Below are 20,159 nucleotides of genomic sequence, written 5' to 3' on the forward strand. Positions count from 1 at the left end.
CGACGCGTCCATGCCGCCGTATTTGGATCGCCATTTGTAAAAGGACGCCGTGCTCATTCCATGTTCCCGGCAAAGCTCGGGTACAGGAACACCGCCTTCTGCCTGGCGCAGGATGGCAAGGATTTGTGGTTCACTGAATCTGCTCGTCTTCATCAAAATCTCCTCGATCATAAAGCCCGAGAAAATTCTACTTTTGAAGTCCGTTAATTGCCGGGGGGATTACCAACCGACTTTCGTCGGCTTTGCGTGAATGATCCGTAAGCAAGAGCCGCCAAGGATACCTGCGCCGCCTGCAACGACCACGAGCCAGATGTAGTTTTCCATGCGTACCCTCCAAACGAATGATCGAGAGAAGCCAGGCGAGCGAGAAGCTATCCTCGGTTCACTCGATCCAACTGAATAGGACTCCCACGACAGCAACAATTGCCAGACCAGAAAAGGCGAAAGCTACTTTTCGTCTGCCGCGTGTAAATGATCCGCAGATTATGACGATCGCCACGAGCGTAAACCCTCCAACGGATCCGATCAGCCATTCGCCACTCATCTGGTAACCTCACGGCTTCTCGGTTGTGGATCCCGACGGGTTTGTTGTTGGCACCGGTCCGCCGGTACCACTCTGCGAATGAGGAGTTTTGTCCGTTGGTGCGTATTTCCGGAACCGGCCGTCGGGGCAGCAGTGGGCGTCGACGAAGCGGTCGAGGATTGCGCAGTGCCGGTTTTCTCTCCTGGTGGATCGGTCGCTTCTCCCCACCACTCAGCTCCGCCCCACGCAACTAAAGCTAAAACCAAGGCTGCGACGAGGACAGCAAGGACCGGGGCACCTGCGCGTCCTTGCCGGGAATTTACTGCTTTTTCCACCGTTTTGTTCTTACCATTCATGGTGGTGTCGACTTCTGTTTTGCTAACGAACTTTGCTGCGCGGCGTTAGTTCCTTTAATCACCAATCAACAAGGTGCGGTTACCCCTGATGGCCGGATTAAACTGAAATTGACCGCGGCTAAAATGGTGAAGTCTGCGATCACAATACTTGAAAACAGGCCTTTCAATGCGCATCTGAGGTCGGCGATCGTGGAGCTATGGCTCCTAAGCGGCTGGATCGTTGTTCTTGAGTATTCGCGCGAGACAGCTTGGTCTCGAAGCGACCTCCCTTTCGTTCATTATACAGTGTCAGGCCTGTTCGAGGCCGGATTGACTGCGCCAAGATGTATGCGATGACCCTCAAAAAGTTAGATCTTACCCCTTATCATTCCCGGTTGTTACGTGACCATAAATTACGCCAGAAAAGACTGGCAAATGCTGCTCATCGTTCGGCTTTGACAACGAAAAATAGAATGTCAGTTGTCGAGCATCCGCCTCGGTGGAGCTTCAGCCCCATCCATTTCGACGCACATGTTCGAGCCCACCAATTGCATGTTGCAAATCGACGCGTTCGCGCCGAGGTCAAATACATAAAAAGACGATGTATCGAGTTGGAAGTATCCTACGGGGACGTAGTTGGTCGCTGCTCCTCAAAGCGAGTGGTCGCCGCGCGTCGTCTGCTCATTTGGGAGGTGCGGCAGGAATTTGCCCTTGGTTATGGAGAAATCGGTAGGGCGTTCGGTGGTCGAGACAAAGCTACGATCGCTGGAACGATCGAAACCTTCGACTGCGCAGTTTCTCATAGCACGTAGGCGAAAGGTGACGCACCCTCGCGAAGGGACCGATCGTCGTTCTGTTGCAATATATGATCAGAGCAACCTTACCTATTATTCTCCGGTAGGTTGACGATTTCCTGGCTCGTAATTTTGAGTGAGCGATCGGGTTGTATTACGTATCGCTCGACCACTCGGTTACCGTTCTGATTATAGAATTCGTGGCTGAAGCCGCTTCCAACAGGCGCTTTCGATAATTTGGTATGGGGTTGACCGCCGTATGTAACGCTGCCCGGTATGGGAGCGATCCCGTTGTCAAGAACCGGCCGTCCCGAGCCGTTGGCGCTACAGGCGCTCAGTAACGCGACCACGATAAGCGGGATGAACCAGGGCATGTCCCGTCCTTTAAAAAAAGGGCTCGCCGAAGCGAGCAAGTTGGAAGACGATCAATGGACGAGATACCCAAACTCTCATCTCCATTCGCAACCGACGAAGCCTCATCGGGGTATCTCAAGGCAGCGAACTGGGCCGGTAGTAAAAAGTTTCATCGTTGTCCGAAAAAACGATGAGACTTTCACAAAGTTCATCAGGGTTGCGCGTACAGTGCGCTCGGAGCTTATGCCAGTGGCGAGAAGCGAAGTCCGAATTCAATATGGTCGCGTCAGGCAGTTATCGATCGATATCGCGGGCCTGCCATCAGAATTAAGAGGCCGTTATTAGAGCCTTCGCACGCGCTGGCCCCGCTGTTCCTTCCGTGGTGCCGACAATTCGGAACCACTAGCAACGTTTTTGGTCTTGTTCGCATGGATGAGACGTCAAAACGAAGAAGTTCCCTGGCCTTCGATGATCAGCGTCAGTTGCCGAATGCTCCGTAGATAACGATCCAAACAAAAACCCCACCCATCGCCGTTGCAAGCGCCACATAGGCGGCAAAGCCAACGAAGGAGAGTGTAGGCTGACACCCGTCCACTTCTAATTTGCGATTTTGACGCGATGTGCTTTGGTCGGAGTTTTGCATCTGTATTCCTCGAAGCTGGGCTAAAGTTTCGTTGGCTGGGGGGTGAGGGCGATCACTCGACCTCACGTGATGAACAAGCGCCATATCTCAAAGTTCCCCGCATCCCGGTCTGTCCGGTAGCGGACGAGATGCTGCAGGGACACCTCCGTCATCTAATTCTTCGAGCTTATCGGGCGTTGCGTTTCCGCTTACGAAACCGCAAAGCATTCGGGAACTCTTACGGACGAGGAGTGTTCGCTTACCCACGCCGCCTTTCATCACGCGGGTGGGGGCGGCCCTAAGGGAGTTTCTAAATGTCTAACGCCACCAGAACCGGATCGATACACAGCGAAAACACTGGGACAACCGACAACCATTTCGCTCAGTCGGTTGAAAGCCAGGCTCAACTCGCCGACGCGGAGACAGCTGCGTTGTCGACAGAAGCCGGCGAGATCCTGAACATTTACCGCCTGGAACCGGCCGCACCACCACATGATGCCCGCTGGGATCAGGCTCCGTCTCTCGGAAATGTCATCGTCGCTGCGCGGACCGCTGGAGATGCTCGGATTGTTGCCGCTGGAGCCGAGCTGGATTTTCAGGAAGTCGATGCTCTACCTGCCGAAGATGTCTCGACGAGGAATGCAAGCGCCTTTCGAGACGAAAAGGCTTACACTGTCATCGAAGTGGAACATGGGCGGGAGGGCTTGCAGCGAGGCGTGGTCGATGGTGAGGTTCCGGTCGACACCATTCGACCCACGCAAGTTTGAGCGTGCGGATGGTGCGCGATGGAAATCCTTCATCCTCCCTGCAACATCATCGACCAAGTCAGGGGTTCGCGGTCGTAACCGGAGCATCCTCAGGCATCGGCCGAGAGCTAGCAAAGCGTGCCGCCGCCGCTGGCTTCGACCTCGTGCTGGCAGCAGACGAGCCTCGAATTCACGATGTCGCGGTGGAACTTCGACAGACGGGCTCTATCGTTGATGCCATGTGCGTGGACTTGTCCACGACGCATGGTGTCGATGACTTTGTGCACTTCGTCAAGGATCTGGACCGCCCGGTGGATCTGCTGATCGCCAATGCTGGCATCGATCACGGCGGAGCTCTCGTTGAAACGGATCTATCGCAGACACTTGCGGTAATCGATACAAACATTAGAGGATCCGTGTCTGTAATCCACCAAATCGCCCAACGTATGGGCGCACGGGGCGCCGGCAAGATCCTGGTCACCGCTTCGATCGTCAGCGTGTTGCCGGGACCCTTCCATGCGACCTACTGCGCTTCCAAAGCGTTCCTGTACTCGTTCTCACAAGCGCTTCGGTACGAGATGAAGGAAACGGGGGTGTCCGTCACTTGCCTGATGCCCGGAGTTACCGAAACGGGGGTATATGAGAGGGCCGGGATGCAGGACACGTGGGTTGGTCGCTCCCGAAAAGCAGATCCGGCGTATGTGGCCCGGGTTGCATTCGATGCTCTTTTATCTGGAAAGGCCGTGGCGGTCCCGGGCATCCTCAATAAGATCATAACGGGCCTTGCGGTCGTCGCTCCAGTAGCGCTGCTGACAGCAATCCACGCGGCAGCAACTCGACCGAGGAAATTCCGCGGGACGGGGTGATAAAAGGGCAATGCCGCGCAAACGTGTCGGCCGCGATAGTCAAGCTCACTGAGAGCTGGGCAGGGAACGCGAGCCGACCAAAGCGAACCTAGTCGCCTTTGGTCTTCATCGCATCGGTAACCTTGCGCTTGACCGGATCGGCGTTGGTCTCGCCAACTGCATCTTCTTCCGTATCCGGGTTGTCCTTCGCTGGTAGATAGCCTCGCGGCTTGTTCTCCTGTGGACCTTCCCAACGTGGCGACTGGTCCGTGGTGCCCGGTGCGCCGTCCTTTGGTGAATCGATACCCATCGTTAATCTCCTATTCCGCAGCCAACATCGCAAACCCACGGGAGTTCCGCACTCAACCCTACTTCCACGACAATTTTCAAACCAAGCCGAATAACTCTCCTAGTCCGCCAGCGTACAGAGGCGAAGCTATCCAGGCGTAACGGAACTCGCGGCTTCTGCACCAGTTCGCGCGCCAGCAACTGTGGATTTGTCCCGCTACGGCGGGGACAGTCCGTCGATAGCAAAGGAGTAACTGCGAATGGCAGACCGGAAATCTGAACCGAAGAACAACGTTCCTGCTCCGATGGTTGGCAAGCGCCAAGACCGATCCGCGTCACTTAATCTTGACGAGGTGGATATGAGCAAGGATGGCGTGCAGGGCGACGTCGCAGTCTCAAAGGGCCGGGCCAGTGCCTCGGTGAGCAAGCTTCCTAAGATGGTACTCAGGAGAAAACCTGATGTCGTATTACGCTTGGAAAGTCTCAGCGTCAGGCCGCCCGGACTTCGAAGGTATCGGGACACTCAGCGACCTGGAAGCTTATCTGGATGCGTCAGGCTTGCCGGGAACCTCGCCGTCAAGGCCGATCATTGAGCAAACCTTGCGTATGCAACATGAGGGGCAGGGATACTACAAGGAGCCGACCAACTCGGACGACCGGTGGTCACTGCTTTGGATCGAGCTCGCAGGGCGGAACTAAGGGCAAACCAAAACCGTACCGCCTTTTTGTAGGAACAACTGTCCTGAAGCGTACGCAGATCTGGGCGGCCGGAACTCCGGTCCATTCCAAAGGTTACACCGACCGCTAAGTCAACATGGAGTTTGTCATGAAGTCAGCAATTGCCCTCGTCACTGGCGCAGGATCGGGTATTGGGAAAGCAGCAGCGCTGGCTTTGGCAGCAGATGGTCTGAAGATTGGTGTGCTCGGACACACGCGCGAGGATGTTTCATCCACAGTAAACGAGATCCAGGAAGAGGGAGGAGACACCGGACCTCTCCTGGCGGACATTGCAGATGAGGCACAGATGTCCGACGCTGTTCGGCAGCTCGTTGACCATTATGGGCGACTCGATGTCGTTGTCGCCAATGCTGGCATCAACGGTGTGTGGGCGCCGATCGACGATCTGACGCTTGCCGAATGGAATGACACGATTTCAGTCAATCTTACCGGCACGTTCCTGACGATCCGCGCAACCGTACCCGAACTCAAGCGCTCGGGCGGCGGTTCGATCATTGTCGTGTCGTCTATAAATGGAACGAGGACGTTCACAACGCCGGGGGCGACGGCCTATACGGCGACAAAGGCAGGACAAGTAGCCATGGTGCAGCAGCTCGCGCTGGAGCTTGCCCGCCATCACATCCGCATCAATGCGGTCTGTCCAGGTGAGATCGATACGAATATCGAAACGAACACCAAGCTTCGAAAAGAAGACGAGACAGCGATACCAGTCGTTTGGCCGGACGGACAAGTTCCTATAACCGGCGGGCGTCCGGGGCGCAGCGAGGATGTGGCAGACGTCATCGCTTTCTTGGCATCAGACAGGTCCAGGCATATCACCGGCTCTCCGATCTGGGTCGACGGTCAAGGACTGCTCCGCTGATGGCGCCTATCGTTCAAGACAAAGAGGGTGATGTATTGGTCGACTATACATTTGGTCCCGTCATCTCGCATGGCGGTGTTGAGTTCCGGCTCTGGGCTCCGTTGGCAACAGAGGTCTCAATCATTATTGACGGAAGTCATCCCAGACCGATAGAACGCTTGCAAGACGGTTGGCACCGATACTTCGCCACGGGCGTGAAGCCAGGTAGCCAGTATAGGTTCGGCTTGCCGGATGGAACCGTGGTGCCAGACCCGGCGTCACGTCATCAACCTCAAGACGTCCACGGTGCAAGTGAAGTCGTCGATCTCAAATCTTTCGAGTGGACGGCCAATGACTGGTCGGGACGCCCTTGGGAAGAAAGCGTCATCTACGAACTGCATGTCGGTTCATTTTCCGCAGAGGGTACGTTTCGGGCAGCGACCGAAAGGCTAGCCCATCTTGCAGAGATTGGTGTTACCGCAATCCAGATCATGCCAGTCAGTGATTTTCCCGGTCGCTACAATTGGGGCTATGACGGTGTCCTGCCTTATGCACCCGATAGCAGCTACGGCCGTCCCGAAGATTTTATGGCGCTGGTCGATGCTGCCCACCATTACGGCATGAGCGTCTTTCTGGATGTCGTCTATAACCACTTCGGACCCGATGGGAATTACCTGCCGAACTACGCACCGCTATTCACCGAGCACCACAAGACACCGTGGGGCAATGGCATCAACTATGATGGCGACGGATCGAAGGCGGTCAGAGAATTCGTCATCCAGAACGCGATCTACTGGATCAGGGAGTTCAGGCTAGACGGGCTTCGTCTTGACGCCGTGCATGCCATCAAGGATGACAACGAGGAGCATCTTCTTCGTGAACTTGCCCGTCGAGTGCGGGAAGCGGCGGGCACTCGGCATGTTCATCTGATTGTCGAGAACGAAGACAATGATAGCGATTTGCTGATGCGCGATGAGGAAGGTCGGCCCAGGAGTTTCACGGCGCAGTGGAACGATGATATTCATCACGTCCTGCATATAGCCGCGACTGGCGAGATGTTCGGTTATTATCAGGACTACGCTGATGACAACGGCAAGATCGGTCGCGCGCTAGCTGAGGGTTTCGTTTTTCAGGGCGAGCACATGCCTTACCGAGGCGAAAGCCGCGGTAAGCCTTCGTTCGACCTGCCTCCTACCGCGTTCATCTCCTTCATCCAGAACCATGACCAGATCGGAAACCGGGCGCTTGGCGATCGGATGATCACCTTCCGTCCGCTAAAGCCCATCAGGGCGGTAACAGCCATCTATCTGCTGTCGCCGCAGATCCCGATGCTGTTCATGGGCGAGGAATGGGGAGCGTGCGAGCCGTTCCCGTACTTCTGCGACTTTGATGAGGAGTTGAACGAGAAAGTCAGGCAAGGTCGGCGGGAAGAGTTATCTCGGCTTCCAGGCTTTGATGCCGTGGACGCTCTTGATCCGACCGCCCATTCGACATTCGAGATGGCAAAGCTCGACTGGTCTCAGCGTGAAAGGGCTGACGCTTCAGAAATGCTCGCATTCTACAAGTCGCTTCTGACCCTGCGGCACCAGCGGATAGTGCCGCTGCTGCAGGATGTGGGTGCTGGAAACGCGTCATTCCGTCATGACGGAGGCCTGACCATCGTTGACTGGACGCTCGCAGCTGGCTCCAGACTTCACATCGTTGCGAACCTAGCTGACCAACCTGCAAAAATTCCGGCGCCGCTTACCGGCGAACAGATCTTTCTACTCGGCTCGGTCAGCGAGACCATACTCGCGCCGTGGTCCGTCTATTCCAGCATCAGTCCCGCTCGGAACTAATCTAAGGAGACACCATGGGTTCGCGTCTCGACCAGCTGGCCAAGCAACATGGGATCAGCCTGACGCGGCCGTCCCCGGATAATGTGGAAGTCCCGATCTCCGACGAAACAAAACGGCAGGTCCTTGCCGCCTTGGGCGTGGCAGAAAAATCCGCGGTTACACCGCTGAAGCAGAAGCCATCGCAGGCCATCCCGAAATCGTATTTGCCGGAAGCGCTCGAACAGGGACGTGTCTGGGGTATCAGCCTGCAACTCTACGAATTGCGCTCCGAACGCAATTGGGGCATCGGAGACTTCGAAGACCTGATAGGTATGATCAGGCTCGCCTCCTCGCTGGGCGCTGATTTCATAGGGCTCAACCCGCTGCATGCCCCCTTCCTCGCCGACCCGGATCGCTGCAGCCCCTACGAGCCGTCAAACCGGCAAATGCTCAACCCGCTCTACATCGCGGTCGATAAGGTACCTGGCTTCAAGGATAGTCCACAACTGGACGGGCGATTACGGTCATTACGGGAGACCGACCTGGTCGATTATCTTGGCGTTGCCGAGGTCAAACTCGCGGCGCTGCGGGAAATCTGGCGTTCGAAGCAGGGCTCCACGGTCGCCGCAATTGACGGCGAGAGTTTCGACGACTTCATTCAAGCGAGTGGAGATGTTCTGCGACGACATGCACTTTTCGAAAGCTTGTCCGCATCCATGGCAGAACGCGATCATGGTGCAGGCTGGAAGGATTGGCCGATCGAGTACCGGACACCTGACGGCCCCGAAGTCGCTGAATTTGCGGAAGCCTACGCCGACGACATCCGCTTTCACATGTGGCTGCAATGGTTGGCACACCGGCAGCTCAGCAAGGCAGCCAAGGCCGCACAGGACGCAGGCCTAAAGATCGGTCTTTATCTCGATCTTGCGGTTGGAGAAGCCATGGACGGGTCTGCCACATGGGGTGAGCGAGACACCTACATCTTGGATGCAACAGTCGGAAGCCCTCCAGACCCGTTCGCGACCGAAGGGCAGGACTGGCATCTGGCTGCTATCGATCCGGATCAAATCGCGTCTGGCAAACAATCTCCTTACCAGCGGATGGTGACCGCAGCGATGCGTTATGCCGGCGCCGTCAGGATTGATCATGCCGCCGCGCTCCGGCGACTATTCCTCGTGCCGCTCGACGATTCCCCCGATAGCGGCGCTTACGTGGACTATCCGCAAGAAGAGCTGCTGCAGATCCTGGCCAACGCGTCTGCGCAGTTCCAGTGCCTGGTCATCGGGGAGGATTTAGGGATGCTGCCGGAAGGACTGCAAGACGATCTGGCCGAGGCTGGGATATTGTCCTATCGGATCCTCTCTTACGAGCGGGACGAGGATGGCTTCAAGCCAGCAGACGCCTATCCCCGCCTGTCGCTCGCCTGTATTTCCACGCATGACCACCAGACGCTGGCTGGGTGGTGGCGCGGTGCGGACATCGAAGCGCGGGCGCAGCACGGGATCGTGCCACCGGATATCAGTGCGACGCATGTCGAGCAGCGGCAGCACGAGCGGGAAGACCTTAAGAACGTACTCGACGTTGCGGGTACAGAGCCGCCTGATCACTTGCCACGTGCCAATGCCACCAATGCCAAGCTACAGAGACTCGTGGTCAGCGCGCACCGTTTTATTGCCAAGACGCCCGCCGTCATGGTTGCCGTCCGGCTGGCAGACATGACGGGTGAGAAGCAGCCGACGAACATTCCCGGTACAAGTGACAGCTATCCGAACTGGAAGCCAAAGCTGAGCGTCTCAATTGAAGACTTGGTCAACGTGCCGGTGGTCCAAGAAATCGCAGGTGTGATGCGGGAAGAGAGATCCTGAACTGACGCCAGACCGGGCCACAGCTCTCATAAAGGACTTGAGCATTGTCACATGAACAGCAAAAGATCGCAGCCGAACTCGGCGTTATCCCGGAATTTGATGTCGCGACAGAGGTGCGTCGTCGGATTGAGTACCTGTCAAATTCACCGTGCCTAACCTATGTGCTTGGGATCAGCGGTGGTGTTGACTCATTGGCTGCTGGCCTTCTTGCCCAAGCAGCAGTCTCTCAGCTTCGTGCGCAAGGAAGAGACGCGCAGTTTATTGCTGTTCGATTGCCGTATGGAGCGCAGGCTGACGAAGCTGACGCGCAAAACGCCCTCGACGTTATCAAGCCGCACCGTATTGTAACTATCGATATAAAGGTTGCCGCAGACGCCATGATGCGTGCCGTCACGGATCAGGCGGACGATTTGTTGGATCCGGCGCGAAAAGATTTCCATCTCGGCAATATCAAAGCCCGCCAGCGAATGATTGCTCAATATGCGCTCGCTGGCGCAAGTCAGGAGCTCGTGATTGGACTGATCAAGCTGCTCAGGCGCTCATGGTTTTTTTCACAAAATTTGGTGATGGAGCAGCCGATATTCTTCCGCTCTCAGGTTTGACGAAGCGCCGGGTACGAGCAGTAGCAGCACATATGGGAGCGCCAGAAAATCTTGTGTTCAAGGTGCCAACAGCTGATTTGGAAACGGATGCACCGCTACGGCCCGACGAGGAGGTCTGTGGGGTGACGTATGAAGAAATCGATGATTTCCTGGAAGGCAAGCGGATAAGTGAGGCGGCAGAAGCGCTCACTCTGAAAACTTACAAGGCAAGTGCTCACAAGCGCTGTTTGCCTATCGTTCCGCCGCTGCACCCTTGAAAATGCCGGCGGCCGCAGCTGGGCTCTCAGAAGGAGGGAACTTCGAGTTGTTGACAGGGTTCGCGTTCGGGAGGCGATGATGACTTTCAAAAACTGGATCCATCTGTGTATCGATATGCAGCGAATGTTCGCCGAGGATACGCCATGGCATGTACCCTGGATGAGGGAAGTCTCACCACAAGTCGAGGAGGTGGCACGGTGGCGCCCTGAACGGACAGTATTCACCCGATTTGTGCCGCCCAAGCGGGCGGGGGACATGCCCGGCATGTGGCGTGACTATTATGAGAAGTGGGACACGATGACATCGGATCGGCTAGGGCCGCATATGATAGATCTGGTTCCGTCGCTCAGACCGCTTGTTCCACCAGCTCGCGTTTTCGACAAGATGACCTACTCACCGTGGACCAGTGGCGAGCTTCATCGGGTGCTGGGGAGAGAAGGGGTCGAAGCGGTAGCCATTTCCGGTGGAGAGACTGACGTCTGCGTCCTTGCGGCCGCGATCGGCGCAATTGACCTGGGATACGAGGTTATTCTCCTCAAGGATGCCGTGTGTAGCGGTGCTGATCAGACCCATGATGCCTCCCTTGAGTTGTTGGGCGACCGGTTTTCGGTCCAGCTACAAATTCTTTCGACAGAGGCGTTTCTGGCACGTGCCTGAAAATGGTTGCCATTAACTCGAGTCGTTGTCCGACCGGTTGAAAGTGGCTGATTATGTTCTGCGATGGTCAGTGACGATACATTACAGCGAAAACACATCCAGCCACCACCGTCTGTGATTTCAAGCGTAATCATTGAGTATAGGCAGGGCGGCATCTCATTATTGCTGAATCCACCCAGCACGCCCTGCTCGGCGATGACTTCTCTATCATTAATGCGGCGCTTCTGATCATCGTATTGTTCAGTCTGGATATTGGTCTCTCCTACGTCAAGCAGTGGGCACCGCGTTTTGCGAGAGTCATTGACGGAACGCCGACTGTCCTGATTTCCGATGGAAAACCGGACCTACGCGCACTCTCCTAGGCGCGCGTCAGTCGCGAGGACGTGCTGACGACGGCGAGGGTCGAGCAAGGATTGGAGCAGCTTACACAGATTGAATCAGCGGTCTTGGAGGCAGATGGTGCCGTGAGCGTTATCCGAAGGACTGACGACCAAATTTCGAGGCCGCATGACCTTTTGCGATCCCGAATCCGGAACTTTCCTTCAGGGCGCCTGTTAGTGCGCAGCAAATAAGGGAGATTTAAATGAAAAAGATCGCACTCACCGTCGCCGCTTTGATGGCCGCCACTGCCGCGTTTGCACAGTCGGCAACCGAGTCCACAGGCGTCAATTCCGCATTGGGCGTCGCTCCGAAGACTGAGGACTTCATCATGCAGGCATCTGCCAGTGATGTCTTCGAAATCGAGTCGAGCAAACTCGCCATGCAAAAGGGCGACGATGCCGTCAAGAAATTTGCGACGCAGATGAGCGCCGATCACGAGAAAACAACGGCAGAACTGACTGCGCTGCTCAACAGCGGAAAGGTCCAGGGCAAGGCTGAGACCACCCTCATCGATGAACACAAGGAAAACGTTGACGAGCTTGCCAAACTGCAGGGCGCGGAATTCAACGAGGAATATATCGACGACCAGGTCGAAGCGCACGAGGATGCTGTTGACCTCTTCAAGCGTTATGCAGAAGAAGGCGAGAACGCAGATCTCAAGGCATTCGCTGCCAAGCATCTTCCCGCTCTCGAGCATCACTACAAGATGGCTCAGGACATGGATAAGGACTGATCATCGCGTCAATTATAAAGAAAGGCGGCATCTCTGCCGCCTTTTTTGTTACAGGCTTGTCGCCTCTGGCCGTCCTTGCTCTTTCCGCTTCGGATCCTCGCGCTCTTCCTTGGGTGTTTTGGTCGTGTCGACGCTCTCGTTGAATCGGCTGTTGTCGTCGTCATCAAGCATCGTGCGGTCGGCATTTTTGATCGATTTTTCAGTCATTTCAGTCCTCCTTTTTCTTCAAACAAACGAGACGGTAAAATGTGCCCGTCATGGTATGAGCGTTTAGGGAACGAACGATGCGCGGCTGGGTTGTGCTGAGTGTCAACGGAGCGAGAGCGATGGAAACGAAGGACAAACCAGCCATTGTGGAGAATGCAACGGAGGCCAGACAGGGGCGGGCAGGGAAACCTGTGCTTACCGTTCTCAGTACAGCATTGATCCTTGCAGCGATTGCCTGGGCCGGTGCAGAATGGTGGGGAGAGGCGACCGATCCCCCGGCTGAACAAACAGGCGCTGCCGATCGACCTGCAGACCCTGCCTCCCCGAGCCCGGCACCCACAGCCGGGACTGGCAACACTGCACCGACTGAGACAACGCCACACACTCAAAGCGGCACCGGTGGTTCGGTCCCGACGACAAATCCTTCAGGCACAACCACCGAAAAACCATAGCCCGCGGCGATTGTGTTGTCACTTGGGAGGGCCAATCTGGCCCTCTCCAGAAACACGGCCGTGGTCGTTTCTCAAGATTGCATCATATCATGATCTCACCGCCTGTGACCGGGATAACCGCTCCTGTCATGTAGCTTCCAAGATCCGACGCCAGCAGGACGTATGCGCCTGCAAGCTCCGCTGGCTGACCTGCCCGTTTCAACAGGGTCTGTTCGCCGAACTTCGCCGTTTTTTCCGGCGGCATGGTTGAGGGAATAAGCGGTGTCAAGATCGGCCCGGGCGCTACTGCATTCACGCGTATGCCCTTGTCGGCAAACATCTCGGCCAAGCCCGCGGTAAAGTTGGAAACGGCGCCTTTTGTCGATGCGTAGGCGAGAAGCTGTGGAGACGGCTGGCGTGACTGGATGGAGGTAGTGTTGATGATAGCGCCGCCGGGTTTCATATGGGGTGCGGCGGCTTTTGTAAGGTAGAACGGCCCATAGATATTTGTCCGGAAGGTCTCATCCCATTCATCGGCGGTGATGTCGCTGATGTCGGCATAGGTCCTCTGGAAAGCTGCGTTGTTCACCAAGATATCGAGGCCGCCGCGTTCGGCCACCGTCCGTTCCACGAGGTCGATGCAGTGACCCTCGGATTTGATGTCACCTGGGATTACGAGGGCTCTGCGGCCCGCATCTTCCACCCACCTGGCCGTATCGCGTGCATCGTCATCTTCGTTGAGATAGGAAATGACAATGTCGGCCCCTTCGTGGACAAACGCGATTGCGACGCTTTACCGATACCGAAGTCAGCGCATGTGATGAGGGCAACCTTGCCTGCAAGCTTTCCGTTGCCCTGATACGAATTCTTTCCGTGATCGGGCACAGGCTTCATGAGCCTGGTTTCGCCCGGAGGCTGTTGCTGCTGTTCAGGCTACGGCGGGGAAGGGCGACCCTCTTCAGTCATGGCTGTCTCCTGCATTTCACAAGGACGCGCTAACCAAACAAGTGCCTCACAGTTCCGGACGGTCTCTGACTTTCGCCCGTCGGTCACGGGGTGCCATCAAGACTAAGATCAGATCCATTTTTATTCCGGAGATATTGGAACTTCCAAACCCGCTCCCTGTTCGCTGACCGATATCTGTCCAGGTATCGGAATCCCACACGAGGAGATAATCATGTTCAGTTTCGATAAGCGTCTGCAGTATCCGGTCAAGGTCGGTTCTCCCGACCCGATTTTTGCACGAATGCTCCAGCAGGCGATCGGTGGCGTTGAAGGCGAAATTCGCGTCTGCATGCAGTACTTCTTCCAGGCTTGGGGCGCACGCGGCCCGACCACGAAATACCGAGACATGCTTCTCCACACTGCGACGGAAGAAATTGGCCATATCGAGATGCTGGCAACAGCCGTTGCCCTCAATCTCGACAAGGCCCCGGCCAGCCTCGCTGAAGCGGGTGCTGCAGACGGAATCGTCGGCGCAGTCATGGGAGGCGAAAACCCCCGCCACGTTGTTGAAGGCATGCTGCACCGTCACATTCTGTCGACCGGCATGGCGGCCTTTCCCGGCAATTCGGAAGGCGTGCCGTTTGACATGTCGCATATTTACGCGAGCGGAAATCTCGCCGCTGATATGTATTGCAACGTGGCGGCTGAGAGCACGGGGCGCGTGTTGGCGACCCGTCTTTACAATGCCGCTCATGATGATGGGATGAAGGACATGCTTCATTTCATGATCGCTCGCGACACCATGCACCAGCAGCAGTGGCTAGCGGTGATCGAGGAGATCGGCGGGCACGAAGGTGCGCTGCCCATTCCGAATAGCTTCCCCCAGGAAAAGGAAGATCAGACTCACAACTACGATTTCTTTGCTACAGCATCGGACGGCTCGGTGCCCCCGCCCGCTCGATGGAACGATGGCCCGTCAATGGATGGCAAGGGTCAGTTCACGGTGTTTCAGAACGTCCCGATGGGTGACGAACCAGTTCTTGGACCGGCGCGACCGGATAGCGGTGCGCAGAACGAGCAGATCGGAAAAGTCTAAGCCGTCGGCCGGCCCAGCTACACTGGGCCGGCGCATTCGCTTGCAAAAATCTCAAAGGTGACGGATGGCAAAACTGAACCGCCGAGCAATGGGAGCACTCGCGCTTGGCTTCAGTCTTGGAGGCTTCTTCGACGGGATACTCTTGCATCAGATCCTGCAGTGGCACCACTTGCTGAGCGGGCTTGAGCAGGCCCGTCTCGATATTCGCTTTCTCATCCTGACTGACGGCCTCTTTCACGGCCTTATGTACGTCGTAGCGATAATTGGGCTGTATCTGCTTTGGACGTCACGCGCTCCGACAACACAAAGCGAGACCGGGCCTTTGCTCGCACGCGCTATGATAGGTTTTGGAATCTGGCATCTTGTTGACGCGGTCCTTTCACACTGGGTTCTCGGCATTCACCGTGTCCGAATGGACGTCGAACAGCCCTTGCTTTGGGACCTCTCCTGGTTGGCTGTCTTTGGATTGCTGCCTCTCGCGACTGGCTATTATCTGGTGAGGCGGCGCACAGGCAGCACATCGTTGCTTTGTTCTCCTGTCGCGCTCGTTCTCGCCACCTTGGTCGCGGGATCGATAGCAAGTTTCCCGGCGCCGCGCGGAGAGAGCATCATCGTCTTGCTGCGTCCAGGCGCGAGCGAGACCGCGATGATGGCGGGATTAGGCGCGGTCGCTGGGCGCCTGGTATGGACAGACCGGTCGAATAAAGTATGGGCAATTGACGTGCCAGCAGACGCCAAGCTCGCTCGCCTCTATGGCTATGGTGCGTTACTCGTTAGCAATTCAAATGCACCTGTCGGGTGCCTCGACTGGATTAAAACGAACTGAGCCAAACCGATACGAGCGCCGCGGCGAGCAGCATCACTCCCAGAAGTATAGCGAACCGGACGATACCGGCTTTGGCGTTTTGTGCCCCGATCAGGCGAAAATACCAATCGGGGCCTTGGTTTCCGGAGTGGGACATGGCGTCAGGTCCCGGCGATCAGGCCGTAGACGGCGATGAAAATGTAAAGTGCAAACGCTGCAATCGCGAATGCTGCCAGAAAACCGACTGCGCCGCGCCCCATCAAGACTTTGCGTTTCTTCTCCTGCGGAGTGTCATTCGAAGGTGTGAGTCCCGTCGGCGTGTCCGCGCTTTTATGCTCTGTCACTGCGTTTCTCCCTGATAATGCCTAGCGAACCAACGCATTCGGGTAAAGTTCCCTGTCGAGATGGAACCAATGACTTTCGCTCTGGTTAGCGCGGCTCATCGAGGACAATCACGAGGGGCCTGTGCCAGAACGTATTGTAATAATCGGAGGAGGTTTTGGCGGCCTCGCTTGCGCGCAGGAACTTGGCGGCACTGACTACGGTGTCACTGTGATTGATCGCCGCAATCATAATCTTTTTCAGCCATTGTTATATCAAGTAGCGACCGCAGCGCTCTCCCCCGCAGATATCGCAGAGCCTATCCGCAAGACCTTGGGTCGTTATCGCAACATCAACATGATCATGGCGGGAGTGATCGGGATCGACGTAGACAGGCAGCAGGTGCTGGTCGATGGCGGTGACCGGGTCGATTATGACCGTCTGGTCATCGCCACTGGTTCTGAATACAACTATTTCGGCAAGGATGGTTGGCGCGCCAACGCACCAGGCATGAAGACAATTCATGAAGCGCGCCAGATACGGCAGCGTCTCTTATCGTCATTCGAGAAGGCGGAAAGAGTCCACGACGAACAGGAAAAGCGAAATCTCCTCACATATGTGGTGATCGGCGGTGGACCGACCGGCGTGGAAATGGCTGGAGCGATATCCGAGCTTGGTCGCTTTATGATCAACCGGGACTTCAGAAACATCCAGCCTGACCAGCTCAAAGTCATCCTGATTGAGGCGGGGCCGAAGATCCTCGCCGCATTTCCGGAAAAACTCATCGACTACGCGCGCCACTACCTCGAGAAGATCGGTGTCGAGGTGCGCACAGGGGAACGGGTTCTCGATGTAACCTCAGATGGCGTCACGGTCGGCACCGAGTTCATTCGGACAGGCTGTGTCGTCTGGGGCGCAGGTGTCAAGGCATCTCCAGCACACCGGTGGCTCGGGCTTGATGCCGTCCCAGGCGGGCGAATTCCGGTTGATGATCATTTGCGAGTCGTGGGCCATCACAACGTTTTCGCCATTGGAGATACCGCCGATTTCAAGGGCACCGATGCAAAGCCGCTGCCCGGCCTGGCGCAAGTTGCTAAGCAGCAAGGGATCTACCTTGGGCGCCTGTTGAACAACCGATGTGCGGACCTGACGCCGTTTGTGTTCAAGAACCGAGGCAATACGGCGGTTATCGGTCGGAACGCTGCCATTTTTGATTTCGGCAAATGGACCCTGAAGGGAAGGGCCGCCTGGTTCCTGTGGGCTTTCGTGCATGTGTACCTGCTGATCAATTTCGAAAAGCGCATTCTCGTGAGCGTTCAATGGATATGGCGTTACCTCACCCGACAGCGCGGCGCGCGTCTGATCGAGGAACGCTCAATCGGCGAGAGCGATGGTGCTATGCCCTCTGTCGTTATCTGCCAAGTGACCGGGCCGGGAGGTGATCGATGATGCAGCTATGGTTTTTTGCGCTGGTGGCGGGGGCAACGCTTTTCGCGATCGCGATTTCCGTCGCGTCGAAAAAGATGATGTGGCTCGGCCTGGTTCTGTCCATCGTCGGCGTGCTCGGAGTTGGCTTCTATTTCTTTAATGGCAACCAATCGGGCCCGGATGATCCACCCGACGTGTCCGGTTCAACTCAGTGAATGTCCGATTTCCAAAGATGAGGATGCCTGATGGCTCAACAACAAAAGCCTGCAAGCGGCATGATGCTGTTCGTTGCGATCATACTGATAGCGGCGCTGGGGTTGGGTGCGCTCTATTTTTTCGTACTCACCCCGGGTGATCCAGACAGCAACACAATTCAGCGACCGCAAGAGGGGACGCTTGAGCAGCACACGCGGTGATGTGTCAGCTTGAATGTATTTCAGTAAATGGTTCCGGGAACTCTGGGCCAGGAAAGCTGTTTGCGGTTGGTCGAAAGGAGGCAAACATGTCTGACGATAAAACGAGAGATATTTTCATTACCGGTCTTAAGAACGCTCACGCGATGGAAAACCAGGCGCTTTCCATCATGAAGCCTCAGGTCAAGCGGATCGAGAACTATCCAGATGTAGCGGCCAAGCTCGAAGAGCATATCCGAGAGACGCAGGGACAAATCAGCCGTCTGGACGAAATCCTGACGTCCCTTGCCGAGGAGAACTCCTCGTTGAAAGACGCCGCCCTGTCGTTCACCGGCTCAATGGCAGCACTCGGGCATACCGTCGCCGGCGACGAGATAATCAAGAACAGCATGGCCAACTTTGCATTCGAGCACTTCGAAATTGCGGCTTACAGATCGCTTATCACGATCGCCGAGCTCGGCGGCTTTGCAGCGATGGTCAATCCATTACAGGCGAGCCTCGACGAAGAGATCGCCATGGCCGCATGGCTTGAAGACAACCTGCGTCCCACAACGATCAAGTTCGCCAACCTCAAGGAAGCAGGCGTCTCGGCGAAGATATAACTGTCTGATCTGAACAGTTCAGTAAACGAACATCATTGAAAGGGAATACAAATGACTGATCCCGCGAAATCAAGCCCGGAAAGCGACGCGGCACGCTCTGATGCTAAAACTGCCGATGACAGCCGGGAGGATTTGAAGAAGCGCGCTGAAAAAACCCTCGAAGAGAGCAGAAGCGAGCGATCGCGCGGTGGAACATGACCCCGGGCGGCGCGAGGCGGAAAGGCTTGTTCATCCTTCTTGCGCTTGTCGCAGCCGTCGTCCTGATAAGTGGCGTGATATATGTGATGGGGATGCCGTCCGGTGCCCCGCCTGGCGTTCAGCCATCTCCTCATGCCATTGATCAGGCTGGTTGAGGCGGTAGGATACGAAAACGATGGCGGATATCCGCCATCGTGGTCAAGTTCAGCCCGATTTTTTAGGCAGAGCTGGGTTTAATACTCTTCGTCGTCCCAGTGGGCAGCGGCGCTACCGTTTTTATGCGCTCTGCCGGCATCCCACTCGGCGCTGGCTTCGGCCCATTGCTCGCCATCCTGGCCATCGGGGCGCCCGGCCTGCTCCCAGAGCTCGTATGCACGCTTTGATATCCACTCCTCGCGATCGTTACCCATAATATCCTCCTGTAAATGGTTTTGGGACCGGCGAGCCATCGCGCTCGCCGGCCGTGATCATCATGCGCTTTTCTTGGTGCCCTTGGGATTTGCGGACGCCTCGCCAAGCTGGGTGAGGAGCTGATCGGTCTCGAGCTCTTCCTGAAGGTTGGCATCGAGCAGGGAAACAGCGTCCTTCAGACCAAGCTGGCCGGCCCAGCTTTTCAGGGTGCCGTAGCGCGCAATCTCGTAGTGCTCGACAGCCTGGGCCGACGCGATAAGGCCAGCATCAAGAGCGACGGAGCCTTTAAATTCGTCGATGATTTCTTCGGCTTCGGCAATAATGCCCTGGATGGCTTCACAGGTCTTCCCGCGGGCCGGCTTGCCGAGGAGTTCAAAGACCTGCTGCAAGCGTTCGATCTGCCCTTCGGTCTGCTCCTTATGCTTGAGAAAGGCCGCTTTGCCTTCTTCCGATTGCGACGCACGCGCCATCTTCGGCAAGGCCTTCAGGATCTGCTTTTCAGCGTAATAGATATCCTTAAGGGTATCGAGGAACAGGTCGTCTAAAGTCTTCTCAGCCATGATAGCTCCTTTTGATATTGAAATTGGCGCTCACGAACTTTCGAGGAAAATGAAAGTTCCAAGCGCGTCCAAAAGAAAATTCGAGTAAATATTGCCGCGCCATTTTGGCCTGTCGGCATCGAGTCAAACCCGTTTTTCGGGCTTTGAGATATTCGGCTGGTCGGCAAGACCAGACGAGTGCTGGAGGCCCGGTTTGGCGCCATCGTCGAAGAAGCGCAGCTCTAACCCTTGAACTGCCATTCGCTCGGTCATGAGCTCGGCCATGGCGTCGAGGAGAGCCTCGACGCCATGTTCCTTTTCAAATCTGCGGCAGGCCGTTTTCAAATCTTTGACGTCCATCTGT

Annotated in this window: 23 protein-coding genes and 3 pseudogenes; 16 read left to right on the forward strand and 10 right to left on the reverse strand. The window is 56.2% G+C overall.

What is annotated here, in order from left to right; all coding sequences use genetic code 11:
• The 3 genes from AAIH70_RS29600 to AAIH70_RS29610 all read right to left on the reverse strand — a co-directional run.
• On the reverse strand, positions 1 to 153 hold a 153-nt coding region (locus tag AAIH70_RS29600; protein ID WP_430037693.1), incomplete at its 3' end, for a transposase.
• 1,585 nt (positions 154 to 1,738) lie between these two features.
• A complete protein-coding gene (locus AAIH70_RS29605; RefSeq protein ID WP_430037578.1) occupies positions 1,739 to 2,026 on the reverse strand; it encodes a hypothetical protein in 288 nt (95 codons plus the stop codon).
• Between the two features lie 458 nt (positions 2,027 to 2,484).
• On the reverse strand, positions 2,485 to 2,649 hold the full coding sequence (locus AAIH70_RS29610; protein ID WP_430037581.1) for a hypothetical protein: 165 nt from the start codon (positions 2,647 to 2,649) through the stop codon (positions 2,485 to 2,487).
• Positions 2,650 to 2,942: 293 nt separating this feature from the next.
• Here AAIH70_RS29610 and AAIH70_RS29615 point away from each other — a divergent pair, with 293 nt between their 5' ends.
• Both AAIH70_RS29615 and AAIH70_RS29620 read left to right on the forward strand, forming a co-directional pair.
• Positions 2,943 to 3,395, forward strand: a complete 453-nt coding sequence (locus AAIH70_RS29615; RefSeq protein WP_430037584.1) for a hypothetical protein — start codon at positions 2,943 to 2,945, stop codon at positions 3,393 to 3,395.
• Positions 3,396 to 3,403: 8 nt separating this feature from the next.
• Positions 3,404 to 4,240: an SDR family NAD(P)-dependent oxidoreductase gene (locus tag AAIH70_RS29620; RefSeq protein WP_430037587.1), complete on the forward strand. Its 837-nt coding sequence runs from the start codon at positions 3,404 to 3,406 to the stop codon at positions 4,238 to 4,240.
• A gap of 88 nt (positions 4,241 to 4,328) precedes the next feature.
• Here AAIH70_RS29620 and AAIH70_RS29625 read toward each other — a convergent pair whose 3' ends face one another.
• On the reverse strand, positions 4,329 to 4,529 hold the full coding sequence (locus tag AAIH70_RS29625) for a hypothetical protein (protein ID WP_430037590.1): 201 nt from the start codon (positions 4,527 to 4,529) through the stop codon (positions 4,329 to 4,331).
• 804 nt (positions 4,530 to 5,333) lie between these two features.
• Here AAIH70_RS29625 and AAIH70_RS29630 point away from each other — a divergent pair.
• The 7 genes and pseudogenes from AAIH70_RS29630 to AAIH70_RS29660 all read left to right on the forward strand — a co-directional run bounded on the left by AAIH70_RS29630 (position 5,334) and on the right by AAIH70_RS29660 (position 12,399).
• Positions 5,334 to 6,107, forward strand: a complete 774-nt coding sequence (locus AAIH70_RS29630; RefSeq protein WP_430037593.1) for an SDR family oxidoreductase — start codon at positions 5,334 to 5,336, stop codon at positions 6,105 to 6,107.
• Complete coding sequence (treZ, locus tag AAIH70_RS29635) at positions 6,107 to 7,924, forward strand: malto-oligosyltrehalose trehalohydrolase (protein WP_430037596.1); 1,818 nt, start codon at positions 6,107 to 6,109, stop codon at positions 7,922 to 7,924. Before AAIH70_RS29630 ends, treZ begins: the two co-directional genes overlap by 1 nt.
• A gap of 14 nt (positions 7,925 to 7,938) precedes the next feature.
• On the forward strand, positions 7,939 to 9,768 hold the full coding sequence (gene malQ / locus AAIH70_RS29640; RefSeq protein ID WP_430037598.1) for a 4-alpha-glucanotransferase: 1,830 nt from the start codon (positions 7,939 to 7,941) through the stop codon (positions 9,766 to 9,768).
• 44 nt (positions 9,769 to 9,812) lie between these two features.
• Positions 9,813 to 10,627: pseudogene (gene nadE, locus AAIH70_RS29645) on the forward strand (ammonia-dependent NAD(+) synthetase).
• Positions 10,628 to 10,706: 79 nt separating this feature from the next.
• Complete coding sequence (locus tag AAIH70_RS29650; RefSeq protein ID WP_430037601.1) at positions 10,707 to 11,285, forward strand: cysteine hydrolase; 579 nt, start codon at positions 10,707 to 10,709, stop codon at positions 11,283 to 11,285.
• Between the two features lie 155 nt (positions 11,286 to 11,440).
• Positions 11,441 to 11,767, forward strand: a pseudogene (locus tag AAIH70_RS29655) (DUF421 domain-containing protein); the annotation flags it as partial.
• Positions 11,768 to 11,868: 101 nt separating this feature from the next.
• Positions 11,869 to 12,399, forward strand: coding sequence for a DUF4142 domain-containing protein (locus tag AAIH70_RS29660; protein ID WP_430037604.1), 531 nt, complete (start codon positions 11,869 to 11,871; stop codon positions 12,397 to 12,399).
• A 48-nt stretch (positions 12,400 to 12,447) separates the two neighbouring features.
• Here AAIH70_RS29660 and AAIH70_RS29665 read toward each other — a convergent pair whose 3' ends face one another.
• Positions 12,448 to 12,606: a hypothetical protein gene (locus AAIH70_RS29665; protein WP_153353269.1), complete on the reverse strand. Its 159-nt coding sequence runs from the start codon at positions 12,604 to 12,606 to the stop codon at positions 12,448 to 12,450.
• Between the two features lie 534 nt (positions 12,607 to 13,140).
• Positions 13,141 to 13,931, reverse strand: a pseudogene (locus tag AAIH70_RS29670) (SDR family oxidoreductase).
• Positions 13,932 to 14,214: 283 nt separating this feature from the next.
• Between AAIH70_RS29670 and AAIH70_RS29675 the strand changes: the two are divergent.
• Both AAIH70_RS29675 and AAIH70_RS29680 read left to right on the forward strand, forming a co-directional pair.
• Positions 14,215 to 15,078: a manganese catalase family protein gene (locus AAIH70_RS29675; RefSeq protein ID WP_430037608.1), complete on the forward strand. Its 864-nt coding sequence runs from the start codon at positions 14,215 to 14,217 to the stop codon at positions 15,076 to 15,078.
• Between the two features lie 64 nt (positions 15,079 to 15,142).
• Positions 15,143 to 15,904, forward strand: a complete 762-nt coding sequence (locus AAIH70_RS29680) for a DUF2243 domain-containing protein (RefSeq protein ID WP_430037611.1) — start codon at positions 15,143 to 15,145, stop codon at positions 15,902 to 15,904.
• Between the two features lie 140 nt (positions 15,905 to 16,044).
• On the opposite strand, the gene AAIH70_RS29685 is transcribed toward AAIH70_RS29680, so the two are convergent.
• Entirely contained in the window at positions 16,045 to 16,227 is a 183-nt protein-coding gene (locus tag AAIH70_RS29685; protein ID WP_153353272.1) for a hypothetical protein, read from the reverse strand.
• 121 nt (positions 16,228 to 16,348) lie between these two features.
• On the opposite strand from AAIH70_RS29685, the gene AAIH70_RS29690 reads away from it, so the two are divergent.
• The 5 genes from AAIH70_RS29690 (at position 16,349) to AAIH70_RS29710 (ending at position 18,845) form a co-directional block, all read left to right on the forward strand.
• Complete coding sequence (locus tag AAIH70_RS29690) at positions 16,349 to 17,653, forward strand: NAD(P)/FAD-dependent oxidoreductase (RefSeq protein ID WP_430037614.1); 1,305 nt, start codon at positions 16,349 to 16,351, stop codon at positions 17,651 to 17,653.
• The gene (locus AAIH70_RS29695; protein WP_430037617.1) at positions 17,650 to 17,847 is read left to right on the forward strand and encodes a hypothetical protein; all 198 of its coding nucleotides are present in this window, start codon (positions 17,650 to 17,652) and stop codon (positions 17,845 to 17,847) included. Before AAIH70_RS29690 ends, AAIH70_RS29695 begins: the two co-directional genes overlap by 4 nt.
• 30 nt (positions 17,848 to 17,877) lie before the next feature.
• Entirely contained in the window at positions 17,878 to 18,048 is a 171-nt protein-coding gene (locus AAIH70_RS29700; protein ID WP_430037620.1) for a hypothetical protein, read from the forward strand.
• Positions 18,049 to 18,134: 86 nt separating this feature from the next.
• The gene (locus tag AAIH70_RS29705) at positions 18,135 to 18,647 is read left to right on the forward strand and encodes a ferritin-like domain-containing protein (RefSeq protein WP_430037622.1); all 513 of its coding nucleotides are present in this window, start codon (positions 18,135 to 18,137) and stop codon (positions 18,645 to 18,647) included.
• A 51-nt stretch (positions 18,648 to 18,698) separates the two neighbouring features.
• Positions 18,699 to 18,845 carry a hypothetical protein gene (locus tag AAIH70_RS29710; RefSeq protein WP_430037624.1) on the forward strand — a complete coding sequence of 49 codons (147 nt, stop codon included), beginning with the start codon at positions 18,699 to 18,701 and terminating at the stop codon, positions 18,843 to 18,845.
• Between the two features lie 233 nt (positions 18,846 to 19,078).
• On the opposite strand, the gene AAIH70_RS29715 is transcribed toward AAIH70_RS29710, so the two are convergent.
• The 3 genes from AAIH70_RS29715 to AAIH70_RS29725 form a co-directional block, all read right to left on the reverse strand.
• Positions 19,079 to 19,255 (reverse strand): DUF2934 domain-containing protein, encoded by a 177-nt coding sequence (locus AAIH70_RS29715; protein WP_430037627.1) that lies wholly within the window; start codon positions 19,253 to 19,255, stop codon positions 19,079 to 19,081.
• Positions 19,256 to 19,315: 60 nt separating this feature from the next.
• The gene (locus AAIH70_RS29720) at positions 19,316 to 19,816 is read right to left on the reverse strand and encodes a ferritin-like domain-containing protein (protein ID WP_430037630.1); all 501 of its coding nucleotides are present in this window, start codon (positions 19,814 to 19,816) and stop codon (positions 19,316 to 19,318) included.
• 123 nt (positions 19,817 to 19,939) lie between these two features.
• Complete coding sequence (locus AAIH70_RS29725) at positions 19,940 to 20,155, reverse strand: hypothetical protein (protein WP_430037632.1); 216 nt, start codon at positions 20,153 to 20,155, stop codon at positions 19,940 to 19,942.
• Positions 20,156 to 20,159 lie beyond the last annotated feature (4 nt).

This window comes from Neorhizobium sp. BT27B, assembly GCF_050455485.1.
GTDB lineage: Bacteria > Pseudomonadota > Alphaproteobacteria > Rhizobiales > Rhizobiaceae > Neorhizobium.